Origin of the sequence: Burkholderia sp. MSMB1589WGS (assembly GCF_001636105.1) — a bacterium.
In the GTDB taxonomy this organism is placed as follows: Bacteria; Pseudomonadota; Gammaproteobacteria; order Burkholderiales; family Burkholderiaceae; genus Burkholderia; species Burkholderia humptydooensis.
Map to the genome: position 1 here is coordinate 1,887,526 of NZ_LNJT01000008.1, position 12,536 is coordinate 1,900,061.

Below are 12,536 nucleotides of genomic sequence, written 5' to 3' on the forward strand. Positions count from 1 at the left end.
ACGCGATGTAAATTTCGGATACCGTCTGAAATGCACCGCAACATGACGATGACATGACGCCGACCTGTGGATCAGCATATACGAGCCAAAAACGGCGTCAAATATTTTTCAAAAATACGAAGCGATGCGTTTTTCTCGGTGAAGGGCCGTTATCCTGCGTAAACGGAAGCGTGCGGCGGCGTGCAATATTTCGAACGCCTTGCAGGGTTTTCCCGGGCAGAAAACGGCTGAAAGTGATTAGAATATTCGACACTCGTGCCACGCAATCGTCGGTCGTCGACGCTCAACAATCGTGTCGGAATCCCTATCGATGTCCACTGAAGTCGCCACTCGTCTGCGCCACGTGCGCATGAAGTACGGCCTGTCGCAACGCGAGCTCGCGAAGCGCGCGGGCGTCACGAACGGCACCATCTCGCTGATCGAGCAGAACCGCGTCAGTCCTTCGGTAGGATCGCTGAAGAAATTGCTCGAGTGCATTCCGATGAGCCTCGCGGAGTTCTTCACGTTCGAGGTCGGCGAGAATCGCTCCGTCGTCTCGCGGCGCGCCGGGATGCCGAATCTCGGCAACGAGACGATCGGCTTCTATCTGGCGGGCTCGGGCGTCAAGGACCGCAACATGTGCATCATGCGCGAGGTCTATCGGCCGCTTGCCGACACCGGGCCGGAAATGCTCACTCATGCGGGGCACGAGGGCGGCGTGGTCGTATCGGGGCAGATCGAGCTGACCGTCGACGGCACGACGTGGCTGCTCGACCCCGGAGACAGCTATTACTTCGAGAGCCGCTTGCCGCACCGTTTTCGCAATCCCAGCGCGGAACAGGTCTGCGAGGTCGTGTCGGCGAATTCGCCGCCCACCTTCTGACGACGCGCCAACGCGATTCGCCGCCGACCGCGCGCCGCGGGCACGCAGCGCCGCTATGTCACGCATGGCCCAGACGTCACGACGCGCGGCGAATCCCACTCCATGAGGCTATTCCGATGGACAAGACCACTTTGGCTTATTGGCAGGACAAGGCCGCGACGCTCGCGATCGAGGGGCGCGCATTCATCGACGGCGCGTATCGCGGCGCGCACGGCGGCAAGACGTTCGATTGCGTGAGCCCGATCGACGGCCGCGTGCTCGCGAAGGTCGCCGACTGCGGCGCGGCCGACGTCGACGCGGCGGTGGCCGCCGCCCGGCGCGCGTTCGACGAACAGGCGTGGGCGGGGCTGAACCCGCGCGAGCGCAAGGCGATCCTGCTGCGCTGGGCGGCGCTGATGCGCGCGCATCTCGACGAGTTGTCGCTGCTCGAGACGCTCGATGCGGGCAAGCCGATCGGCGACACGACGACGGTCGACGTGCCGGGCGCCGCGTACTGCGTCGAGTGGTTCGCGGAGGCGATCGACAAGGTCGGCGGCGAAGTGGTGCCGGCCGATCATCATCTCGTCGGCCTCGTCACGCGCGAGCCGCTCGGCGTGGTCGCCGCGGTCGTGCCGTGGAATTTCCCGATCCTGATGGCATCGTGGAAGTTCGGGCCGGCGCTCGCCGCGGGCAACAGCGTCGTGCTCAAGCCGTCCGAGAAATCGCCGCTCACGGCGATCAGGGTCGCGCAGCTCGCGCACGAGGCGGGGATTCCGGCCGGCGTGTTCAACGTCGTGCCGGGCGGCGGCGAGCCTGGCAAGCTGCTCGCGCTGCATCGCGACGTCGACTGTCTCGCGTTCACGGGCTCGACGGGCGTCGGCAAGCTGATCATGCAGTATGCGGGGCAATCGAACCTGAAGCGCGTCTGGCTGGAGCTCGGCGGGAAATCGCCGAACATCGTGCTGCCCGACTGCCCGGATCTCGACCGCGCGGCGAAGGCGGCGGCGGGCGCGATCTTCTACAACATGGGCGAGATGTGCACGGCGGGCTCGCGCCTGCTCGTGCATCGCGACATCAAGGATGCGTTTCTCGCAAAGCTCGTCGCCGCGGCGCGCGCATACAAGCCCGGCAATCCGCTCGATCCGGACGTATCGATGGGCGCGATCGTCGACGCGATCCAGCTCGAGCGCGTGCTCGGCTATATCGAGACGGGCCGCGCCGAAGCGAAGCTGTTGCTCGGCGGCGCGCGCGTGAACGAAGCGAGCGGCGGCTTCTACATCGAGCCGACCGTGTTCGACACGGCGCCCGACACGAAGATCGCGCGCGAGGAAATCTTCGGGCCGGTGCTGTCGGTGATCACATTCGATTCGGTCGACGAAGCGGTGAGGATCGCGAACGACAGCGAATACGGGCTCGGCGCGGCCGTGTGGACCGCGAACCTGACGACCGCGCACGACGTCGCGCGCCGGCTGCGCGCGGGCACCGTCTGGGTCAACTGCTACGACGAAGGGGGCGACATGAACTTCCCGTTCGGCGGCTACAAGCAATCGGGCAACGGCCGCGACAAGTCGTTGCACGCACTGGAGAAGTACACCGAGCTGAAGTCGACGCTCGTGCGGCTGCGCTAAAGGATTCGCAAGCCAGCGCGGCGGCGCGCGCGCAACGCGTCGCCGCGTTCCCAATGAATCCGGCCGCCGGCCTGCTCGCCTCTTTTTCGGGAGCCGCATCGCGAGCGGGCCGGTCCCTCCATCGGGTCATTCCATGAATGAAACGCTCCACGGCGACGGCGCGATCCGCCGTCCATCCGTCTACGGTTCCTCGATCGAAAACACTTACGCGGGCGTGCTGTCGTTCATGCGACGCAACTACACGCGCGATCTCGGCGGCGTCGACGTCGTCGTGTCCGGCGTGCCGCTCGACCTCGCGACGACGTTCCGCTCCGGCGCGCGCCTGGGCCCCGCCGCGGTGCGCGCGGCGAGCGTGCAGCTTGCTGAGCTGCATCCGTATCCCTGGGGATTCGATCCGTTCGACGATCTCGCGGTGATCGACTACGGCGACTGCTGGTTCGACGCGCACAATCCGCTCTCGATCAAGCCCGCGATCGTCGAGCACGCCCGGACGATCCTGCAATCGGGCGCGAAGATGCTGACGTTGGGCGGCGATCACTACATCACGTATCCGCTGCTGATCGCGCATGCGCAGAAGGTCGGCAAGCCGCTGTCGCTGATTCATTTCGACGCGCATTGCGACACATGGGCCGACGACGAGCCGGACAGCCTCAATCACGGCACGATGTTCTACAAGGCGGTCGACGAGGGGCTGATCGATCCGCGGACGTCGGTGCAGATCGGCATCCGCACGTGGAACGACGACTATCTCGGCATCGACGTGCTCGACGCCGCGTGGGTGCACGAGCACGGGCCGCGCGCGACGGCCGGGCGCATCGCGTCGATCGTCGGCGGCGGGCCCGCGTATCTGACGTTCGACATCGACTGCCTCGATCCCGCGTTCGCGCCGGGCACGGGCACGCCGGTCGCGGGCGGGCTGTCGTCCGCGCAGGCGCTCGCGATCGTGCGCGGTCTCGGCGGCGTGAACCTGATCGGCGCGGATGTCGTCGAGGTCGCGCCGGCTTACGACCACAGCGAGATCACCGCGATCGCGGCCGCGCATGTCGCGTGCGATCTGCTGTGCCTGTGGCGGCAGCGCAAGGTGGGCGCGCGCTGACGGGCCGTGTCGGCGGGCCCTTGCTTGCGCACGCGCGGCGAGGGCCGCGCCGGCGGCGGACCGGCCGAACCCGACGCCGCGGCTAATGCGTTTTCCCCGATAAGTTTGTGCGAATCCGTTATTGGAGCGTTTGGGCGCGCGTTTCTATACTCGACACCTGATTGGCACTCACCGAGCCCGAGTGCCAACGACTTCGATAAGGAAACGTGAGCATGAGCCTACGTCCGCTACACGATCGCGTCATCGTCAAGCGACTCGATCAGGAAACCAAGACCGCATCCGGCATCGTGATTCCCGACAGCGCGGCCGAAAAGCCCGATCAGGGCGAGATCGTCGCGGTCGGCCCCGGCCGGCGCGACGCCGACGGCAAGCGCGTCGAGCCCGACGTGAAGGTCGGCGAGCGCGTGCTGTTCGGCAAGTACGCCGGGCAGTCCGTGAAGGTCGACGGCAACGAACTGCTGGTGCTGCGCGAGGAAGACATCGTCGCAGTCGTTCATTCCTGATCCGATACCGGTCCGATAAGGAGCGCCGAATCATGGCAGCGAAAGAAATCATTTTTCACGACGGCGCGCGCACGAAGCTCGTCGAAGGCGTCAATCTGCTCGCGAACGCAGTGAAGGTCACGCTCGGCCCGAAAGGCCGCAATGTCGTGCTCGAGCGCAGCTTCGGCTCGCCCGTCGTCACGAAGGACGGCGTGTCGGTCGCGAAGGAAATCGAGCTTGCGGACAAAGTGCAGAACATCGGCGCGCAACTCGTGAAGGAGGTCGCGTCGAAGACGAGCGACGCGGCGGGCGACGGCACGACGACCGCGACCGTGCTCGCGCAGGCGATCGTGCGCGAAGGGCAGAAGTACGTCGCCGCGGGCCTGAATCCGCTCGATCTGAAGCGCGGCATCGACAAGGCGGTGGCCGCCGCGGTCGACGAGCTGAAGAAGATCAGCAAGCCGACGACGACGAGCAGGGAGATCGCGCAGGTCGCGACGATCTCGGCGAACGGCGAGGAATCGATCGGCCAGCGGATCGCCGAGGCGATCGACCGCGTCGGCAAGGAAGGCGTGATCACCGTCGAGGACGGCAAGTCGCTTGCCGACGAGCTCGACGTGGTCGAAGGGCTGCAGTTCGATCGCGGCTACCTGTCGCCGTACTTCATCAACAATCCCGACCGCCAGCTCGCGGTGCTCGACGAGCCGTTCATCCTGCTGCACGACAAGAAGATCTCGAACATTCGCGATCTGCTGCCGGTGCTCGAGCAGGTCGCGAAGGCGGGCCGGCCGCTTCTCATCATCGCGGAGGACGTCGAGGGCGAAGCGCTCGCGACGCTCGTCGTCAACAACATCCGCGGCATCCTGAAGACCGTCGCGGTCAAGGCGCCGGGCTTCGGCGACCGCCGCAAGGCGCTGCTCGAGGACATCGCGATCCTTGCGGGCGGCCAGGTGATCGCCGAGGAAACGGGCCTCACGCTCGAAAAGGCGACGCTGCAGGAGCTCGGCCGCGCGAAGCGCATCGAGGTCGGCAAGGAGAGCACGACGCTGATCGACGGCGCGGGCGACAAGGCGAACATCGAGGCGCGCGTGAAGCAGATCCGCGCGCAGATCGCCGATGCGACGTCCGACTACGATCGCGAGAAGCTGCAGGAGCGCGTCGCGAAGCTTGCGGGCGGCGTCGCGGTGATCAAGGTCGGCGGCGCGACCGAAGTCGAGGTCAAGGAGAAGAAGGACCGCGTGGACGACGCGCTGCACGCGACGCGCGCGGCTGTCGAGGAAGGCATCGTGCCGGGCGGCGGCGTCGCGCTGATTCGCGTGAAGCAGGCGATCGCGGAGCTCGCGGGCGCGAATGCCGATCAGAAGGCGGGCATCAGCATCGTGTTGCGCGCGCTCGAGGAGCCGCTGCGCCAGATCGTCGCGAACGCGGGCGAGGAGGCGAGCGTCGTCGTCGCGACGGTCGCGGCCGGCAAGGGCAACTACGGCTACAACGCGGCGACGGGCGAATACGGCGACCTCGTCGAATCGGGCGTGCTCGATCCGACGAAGGTCACGCGCACCGCGCTGCAGAACGCGGCGTCGATCGCGGGCCTGCTGCTGACGACCGATGCAACGGTTCACGAAGCGCCGAAGGACGCGCCGCCCGCCCAGCCGGCGGGCGTGCCGGGCGCGGGCGGTCCGGGCTTCGACTTCTGAGCGTGAGCGTGTAGCGCAGGCGTGGATGGCGAAGCGTCATACGACGAACCGAAGCGCCCTCGCGCGGCGGGCATCGAGCGGTCCGTTCGACGCCCGCCGCGCCCCGTTTATTTCCATCGCTCATAAGCGTCCAACGAAACGTTGGTTCGTCTGCCGTCGCGAAGCCGTTACCGTAATGCGATTACCATCGCATTCGACCAACACGACACGACCGGGGACGCCGCGCATGCGCTCGCATACGGACAAGATCATTCACTGGCTGCTGTCGAGCCTCGAGCCCGTCAGCTCGATCTTCCACGTCGGCCAATATTGCGGCGACGGCTGGCGCGCGTCGACGGCCGGGCGCGCGAAGGCGAGCTTCCACGTCGTGCTGGACGGCCGCTGCTGGCTGCATTTCGGCGACGGCCGCGCGAGCGTGCCGCTCGCCGAAGGCGACGCGATATTCCTGATGCGCGACGTTCCGCACGCGCTGACTTCCGAGCCGGCGCCGCCCGCCCGCGCGCGCGACGCCGCGCGCGCGACGCCTTCGGCGATGCAACGCTTCGAGCCCGGCGTGCCGGGTGCGGTCGGCCTCGCGTGCGGCTTTCTCGCGTTCCGCAGCGGCGCGAGCGACTGGATCGCGTCGTATCTGCCCGATTGCCTCGTCGTGCGGCGCGGCAGCGCGGCGGCCGGGCAGATCCACGCGATCGTCGGCCTGATTCGCGCGGAGGCCGCGAAGCCCGGCTCGTTCGACGAGCCGTCGCCGTTGATCGCGCGTTTGACCGAGCTGCTGTTCTTCTACGCGGTGCGCGACGCGGTGGACGACGATTCGCTCGCGAGCGGCCTTGCGCCGCTGATGCGCCGCGCCGATTTCGCGAGCCTGATCGCGGCCGTCATCGATCGGCCCGGCGAGCCGTGGACGACCGATGCGATGGCGGCGTTCGCGCACATGTCGCGCGCGGCGTTCTACAAGCGCTTCGTCGACGCATGCGGGCAGCCGCCCGCGCAATTCGTCACGCTGATCCGGATGAGGATCGCGGCCGAGATGCTGCGGCAGGGTGAGGCGATCGCGCGCGTCGCGCAATGGGTCGGCTATCAGTCGGAATCGGCGTTCGCGCATGCGTTCAAGCGGATCGTCGGCCTGCAGCCGGGCGCGTACCGGCGCGGGCAGGCCGATGCCCCGCTGCGCGGCGGCGCTGTCGCGCGCGCGCCGGGAGCGAACGCGGCGCTGCATTGAGCGCTTCGCCGCCGCGCTCGCCGCTTCGCATGCGTGGACGAATTCGCAGCACTCGCAGACTTTCGCGCATTGCCCGCCGATCGCGCGCTTCGGACAATGAGGCATTCCACTAGGAGCCTCAGATGAGCCGCCTTCCTCTTCTCACGCCGAGCGACGCGCCCGAAGCGAGCGTGCCGTATCTGACCCGGACGCTGAACCACAACGGCTTCCTGCCGAACCTCGTCGCATCGCTCGCGAATGCGCCCACGGCGCTCGAAACGTATCTGACCGTCGCCGAGATCAACGGCCGCAGCGGCCTTGCGCTCGCGGAGCGCGAGGCGGTGCAGATCACGGCTGCCGCGACGCACGGCTGCGGCTTTTGCGTCGCCGGGCATACCGCGGTCGCGCTGAAGAAGGCGCACGTGCCGCAGCGGGACGTCGACGCGCTGCGCGCGGGCGAGCCGCCCGCCGATGCGCGCCTCGCGGCCGTCGCGACGTTCACGCGCGCGGTGATCGCGACGCGCGGCGCGGTTGGCGACGCGCAGCTCGACGCGTTTATCGCGGCGGGCTTCACGCGCGCGAACGCGCTCGAGGTCGTGCTCGGCGTGAGTCTCGCGACGCTCTGCAATTTCGCGAACAACCTCGCGCAGAACGAACTGAATCCTGAACTGGCCGCCTACCGATGGGAACCTCGCACGCAAACCGCCTGACCCGGATCGCACTCGATCCGGCATTGACCGAATGGCTCGACGCGCACGCGGCGTCGCTCGACATATCGACCGAAACGAAGCAGCAGCTCATGCCGCGCCTGGCGGCCGCGGGCGCTTTCCGCGCGGGCGTGCCCGAGCGCGACGGCGCGGCGGGCGACGTCGTCGACGCGGTCGCGACGATCGCCGCGCTCGCGCGCCATTCGCTGACGGCCGCATTCGTGTGCTGGGCGCAGCGCACGTTCATCGAATATCTGCTGCGCAGCCCGAATGCCGAGCTGCGCGCGAGCTGGCTGCCGGCGCTGCTGAGCGGCGAAGCGGCGGGCGCGACCGGCCTGTCGAACGCGATGAAGCACCTTCAGGGGATCGAATCGCTGCAGCTCGACGCGACGCCCGATCCTTCGTCTTCCGAAGCATGGCGGCTGAACGGCGCGCTGCCGTGGGTGACGAACGTGCGCCCGGGCGGCGCGCTCGTCGCGGTCGCGGCCGCGCACGAAGGGCGCGCCGCGTCGATCTTCGCGGTGCGCGACGATGCGCCCGGCGTCGCGAGAAGCGGCGACCTCGATCTGATCGCGCTGCGCGGCAGCAACACGGCGGCGCTGCGCTTCGACGACGTCGCGCTCGACGCGCGCTGGCGCATCCACGACGATGCGCACGCGTTCCTGCCCGCCGTGCGTCCCGCGTTCCTCGCGATGCAATGCGCGATGGCGATCGGGCTCGCGAGCCGCTCGCTCGACGAGGCGCGCTGCTCGGCGGGCGCCACGCGGCGCATTCTCGACGCGGAAATCGCCGCCGCGAGCGACGCGCTCGACGCGAACGTCGAGCGGCTCGTCGCCGGCCTGCGCGACGGCGCGTTCGGCGCGCAGCGCGCACGGCTCTTCGAGATCCGGATCGCGCTTGCCGAGCTCGCGCAGACGGCCGTGCAGCTCGAGCTGCAGGCGAGCGGCGGCCGCGCCTACGTGCGGTGCGACGGCGCGGACAACGGCTTCGAGCGCCGCTGGCGCGAGGCCGCGTTCGTGCCGGTCGTCACGCCGAGCCTCGTGCAGTTGAAGAGCGAGCTCGCGAAACACGCGGCGCGAGACGCTGCATGAGCTCGCCACGCCTCGACGCTCGCGCGCTGACGTTCGGCTACGGCGCGGCGCGGCCGCCCGTGCTCGACCGCTTCGATCTCGCCGTGGGCGAGGGCGAGCGGGTCGCGGTGCTGGGCGCGAGCGGCGCGGGCAAATCGAGCCTGTTGCGCGTGCTGGCCGGCCTGCGCGAGCCCGCGTCCGGCTCGGTCGAGATCGCGGGCCGCCCTCTCGACGGGCCGCATCCGCACGTCGTGCTGATGTTCCAGGAAGCGAGCCTGCTGCCGTGGCTGTCGGTCGAGCGCAACGTCGCATTCGGGCTCGACTTCAAGCGGCAGCCGCGCCTGTCGCGCGACGAACGCGCGCGCCGCGTCGCGTGGGCGATCGACGAAGTCGGGCTCGCGCACGCGCGCGGCCACGCTCCGGCGCAACTGTCGGGCGGAATGGCGCAGCGGGTCGCGCTCGCGCGCGCGATCGCGCGGCAGCCGCAGGTGCTGCTGCTCGACGAGCCGTTCGGCGCGCTCGACGCCGCGACGCGCATGGACATGCAGGACCTGCTGCTGCGCGTCGCCGCCGACACGCGCGCGGCGACCGTGCTCGTCACGCACGACATCGACGAAGCACTGCGCGTCGCCGACCGGATCGTGCTGCTCGACGGGCGCGGCGGGACCGCGGGCGTGTGGTCGATTGCGCCGCGCGACGCGGCGCTCGAGCGCGTCGCTTCGCTGCGCATCGAGATCCACCGCACGTTGCGCGCGCTGCGCGACGCACCGGAAGCCGCGGGGCGCGCGCGTGCGAGCGATGCGCATTCCGCTGCCTGATTTTTTCATTCGAGGAACCAACCGACGATGTGCGAAGTACCGATCACCCGCCGTGAATGGCTGAAGCTCGCCGCGCTGTTCACGAGCGCGGCGGCGATGCCGCTGCTTGCGCAACGCGCGGCGCGCGCGGCGACGGAGCCCGACGCGCCGGTGCGCATCGGCTATCTGCCGATCACCGACGCCGCACCGCTCCTCGTCGCGCATCACAACGGCTATTTCGACGCGGCGGGCGTCGCGGCCGAGAAGCCGCGGCTGTTGCGAAGCTGGGCGCAGCTCGTCGAGGCGTTCCTGTCCGGGCAGGTCAACGTCGTGCATCTGCTGTCGCCGATGACGGTGTGGGCGCGCTACGGTAGCGGCGTGCCGGCGAAGGTCGTCGCGTGGAATCACGTGAACGGCTCGGCGCTGACGGTCGCGCCCGCGATCGACGAGGTCCGCGGGCTCGGCGGCAAGACCGTCGCGGTGCCGTTCTGGTATTCGATCCACAACGTCGTGCTGCAGCATCTGCTGCGCGAGAACGGGCTCGCGCCGGCGCTCAAGCGCACGGGCAACGTAGCGGCGAACGAAGTGAACCTCGTCGTGATGGCGCCCGCCGACATGCCGCCCGCGCTCGCGGCCGGACAGATCGCGGGCTACATCGTCGCGGAGCCGTTCAACGCGGCGGTCGAGCTGATGAAGATCGGCAAGATCCTGCGCTTCACCGGCGACGTATGGAAGAACCATGCATGTTGCGTCGTGTTCATGCACGAGCAGGATCTGAACGAGCGGCCGCAGTGGTCGCAGAAGGTCGTCGACGCGATCGTGAAGGCGCAGCTCTGGGCGCGCACGCATCCGGACGAAACCGCGCGGCTGCTGTCGAAGGAGGGCGCGCAGCATTACACGCCGCATCCGGTGCAGACGCTGTCGCGCGTGCTCGCGCCGTCGGCGGCGCTCGACGCCGATTACCGCGCGCGCGGCGCGATCCGGCATGCGGACTGGCGCGAGAAGCGGATCGATTTCCAGCCGTATCCGTTCCCGAGCTACACCGAAGAGCTCGTGCGGCGCCTGAAGCGCACCGCAATGGACGGCGATGCGCGCTTCCTCGAGCGGCTCGATCCGGCGCGCGCCGCGAGCGAGCTCGTCGATGCGCGGTTTGTCAGAAAGAGCATCGCGGCCGTCGGCGGCCTGGCGGCGTTCGGGCTGCCCGAATCGTTCACGCGCGAGGAGACGATCGTTGTCTGACGCATCGATTCGGCGCGCGCCGGCGCGCGGCGGCGCGCTCGCTCATCGCGAGCACGGCGCGGCGCCGCAGGTTGCCGCGGTCTCCGCCGATGCCCGCGGCCCATCGCTCGCGCGCGGGCTGCGCGATGCGGCGATCGGGGCCGCGGGCATCGCCGGCGCGATCGCGCTCTGGTGGGCGGCGACGCACTGGCTCGCCGGCCCGCAATCGCCCGCCCGGCTGTTCGCGCCGGAGCGCGCGCTCGACAGCGTGCCCGCGCTGCTGCGCGACGAGCGCCTCGGCATGCACGTGCGCGTGAGCGTCATGCGCGTCGCGACGGGCCTTGGCATCGCGCTCGCGCTCGGCGTGCCGCTCGGGCTGCTGATCGGGCGCGTGAAATGGCTCGACGCGCTGCTGTCACCGACGTTCCAGTTGCTGCGGATGATCTCGCCGCTGTCGTGGATGCCGGTCGCGGTGATGTCGTTCGGCATCGGCGAGCGCTCGATCTGCTTTTTGCTCGCGTTCGCCGCGCTCTGGCCGATCCTGATGAGCACGGCGTCCGGCGTTGCGCAGATCGACCGGCGCTGGCTCGAACTTGGCGAGAGCCTCGCCGCGACGCGCGCCGAGCTCGCGTGGCACGTCGTGCTGCCGGCGATCACCGCGTCGGTGCTGGGCGGCATGCGGCTCGCGATCGGCGTGCTGTGGATCGTGCTCGTGCCGGCCGAGATGCTCGGCGTGAGCGCGGGGCTCGGCTATCTGGTGCTCGATACGCGCGACCGGCTCGCGTATCCGGAACTCGCGGCGGTGATCGTCGTGATCGGCGCGATCGGGCTCGCGCTCGATGCGCTCGCGCGGGCCGCGCTCGCCCGCTGGACGAGCGCGAGCGGTTGATGCGGAGCAATACGCGGCGTGGCGGCTCGGCGGGACGCGTGATCGCGGACCGCTTCCAGGGGCCGCGCTGTCTGGCGCATTGATGTGCCGCAGCGCCGATGCGCCGGCGCATTAACCGTCGTGCCGGCCGCGCATGGCGCGCGCCTATCGTGTACGGCCGGTCCGCGTCAGCCCGACGAAGCCTCCGAAGGCGCGGGCTGCGCCGACGCCGGCAGCCCGAACAGGCGATCGAATGCGAGATTGAACGCGAACGTGTACGCGAGGAAGAAGGCGATCAGGCCCAGATCCAGCACGAACGCCTGCCACAGCGAAACGTCGAGCCACCACGCGAACAGCGGCACCAGCATGACGACCAGCCCGGCCTCGAAACCGGCCGCGTGCGCGACGCGGCGCAGCAAGCCGCGGCCCCGCCGGGTCTGGCGGGCTTCCCACCATTCGAACGCGGTGTTGTAGGCCAGATTCCAGACCACCGCGATCGCCGAAGAAGCGACTGCCGCGATGCTCGCGTGCGTCGGGGCCTGGCCGGTGAGCAGCGAAAATCCGGTCGTGGTGATCGCGATGGCGATCAGCTCGAAGCATGTGACGTAGACGATTTTTCTCTTGAACCCTTGCATGGCGGAGTGTGGAACCGGGGATGTCGGATAGGCCGTGTTCGACGTGGAGTCGAGGGCGACGCGAATGATCTGACGAAGCGATCGAGACAGAGGATACCGAATTCGGCGCGCGATTGCCTTCCAGCCGTGCGCCGCACGCATGTTGCGCAGCGGCAAGCATCTTGCTTCCCTGGTTGTCCGGTTGCTCCTTGCGCGGCAGCGCCCGCCGGGCCGCCGGCCCGATCTTCCCCCTCTGACCGGCCTTCCGTTTCATTGACCCGGCCGTAGTTTCATGCGATCGCCGCGCGCCGCCGATTGCGGCGAAA

12 protein-coding genes and 1 pseudogene are annotated in these 12,536 nt (G+C 69.0%); 11 read left to right on the forward strand and 2 right to left on the reverse strand.

From position 1 onward, the window contains the following. Positions 1-178: 178 nt before the first annotated feature. A pseudogene (locus tag WT16_RS35725) lies at positions 179-262 on the reverse strand (chemotaxis protein); the annotation flags it as partial. Between the two features lie 48 nt (positions 263-310). Here WT16_RS35725 and WT16_RS25905 point away from each other — a divergent pair. The 11 genes from WT16_RS25905 to WT16_RS25955 all read left to right on the forward strand — a co-directional run bounded on the left by WT16_RS25905 (position 311) and on the right by WT16_RS25955 (position 11,617). Then, positions 311-862, forward strand: a complete 552-nt coding sequence (locus WT16_RS25905; protein ID WP_015603327.1) for a cupin domain-containing protein — start codon at positions 311-313, stop codon at positions 860-862. Between the two features lie 116 nt (positions 863-978). Further along, positions 979-2,469: an aldehyde dehydrogenase gene (locus WT16_RS25910; protein WP_063534536.1), complete on the forward strand. Its 1,491-nt coding sequence runs from the start codon at positions 979-981 to the stop codon at positions 2,467-2,469. Between the two features lie 133 nt (positions 2,470-2,602). Then, positions 2,603-3,565, forward strand: a complete 963-nt coding sequence (gene speB, locus WT16_RS25915; RefSeq protein ID WP_015602593.1) for an agmatinase — start codon at positions 2,603-2,605, stop codon at positions 3,563-3,565. Positions 3,566-3,777: 212 nt separating this feature from the next. Beyond that, positions 3,778-4,068, forward strand: coding sequence for a co-chaperone GroES (groES, locus tag WT16_RS25920; protein WP_004525505.1), 291 nt, complete (start codon positions 3,778-3,780; stop codon positions 4,066-4,068). Positions 4,069-4,100: 32 nt separating this feature from the next. Next, on the forward strand, positions 4,101-5,741 hold the full coding sequence (gene groL, locus WT16_RS25925) for a chaperonin GroEL (RefSeq protein WP_015603836.1): 1,641 nt from the start codon (positions 4,101-4,103) through the stop codon (positions 5,739-5,741). A 226-nt stretch (positions 5,742-5,967) separates the two neighbouring features. After that, complete coding sequence (locus WT16_RS25930) at positions 5,968-6,957, forward strand: AraC family transcriptional regulator (RefSeq protein ID WP_063534537.1); 990 nt, start codon at positions 5,968-5,970, stop codon at positions 6,955-6,957. Between the two features lie 122 nt (positions 6,958-7,079). Continuing rightward, positions 7,080-7,646 carry a carboxymuconolactone decarboxylase family protein gene (locus WT16_RS25935; RefSeq protein ID WP_015603753.1) on the forward strand — a complete coding sequence of 189 codons (567 nt, stop codon included), beginning with the start codon at positions 7,080-7,082 and terminating at the stop codon, positions 7,644-7,646. Then, positions 7,619-8,734, forward strand: a complete 1,116-nt coding sequence (locus tag WT16_RS25940; RefSeq protein ID WP_063534538.1) for an acyl-CoA dehydrogenase family protein — start codon at positions 7,619-7,621, stop codon at positions 8,732-8,734. Before WT16_RS25935 ends, WT16_RS25940 begins: the two co-directional genes overlap by 28 nt. Continuing rightward, positions 8,731-9,531, forward strand: a complete 801-nt coding sequence (locus tag WT16_RS25945; RefSeq protein ID WP_063534539.1) for an ABC transporter ATP-binding protein — start codon at positions 8,731-8,733, stop codon at positions 9,529-9,531. Before WT16_RS25940 ends, WT16_RS25945 begins: the two co-directional genes overlap by 4 nt. A 27-nt stretch (positions 9,532-9,558) precedes the next feature. Beyond that, entirely contained in the window at positions 9,559-10,749 is a 1,191-nt protein-coding gene (locus tag WT16_RS25950) for an ABC transporter substrate-binding protein (protein ID WP_063534540.1), read from the forward strand. After that, the gene (locus tag WT16_RS25955; protein ID WP_063534541.1) at positions 10,742-11,617 is read left to right on the forward strand and encodes an ABC transporter permease; all 876 of its coding nucleotides are present in this window, start codon (positions 10,742-10,744) and stop codon (positions 11,615-11,617) included. Before WT16_RS25950 ends, WT16_RS25955 begins: the two co-directional genes overlap by 8 nt. A 167-nt stretch (positions 11,618-11,784) precedes the next feature. On the opposite strand, the gene WT16_RS25960 is transcribed toward WT16_RS25955, so the two are convergent. Then, a complete protein-coding gene (locus WT16_RS25960) occupies positions 11,785-12,231 on the reverse strand; it encodes a PACE efflux transporter (RefSeq protein WP_015603745.1) in 447 nt (148 codons plus the stop codon). Between the last annotated feature and the right edge of the window lie 305 nt (positions 12,232-12,536).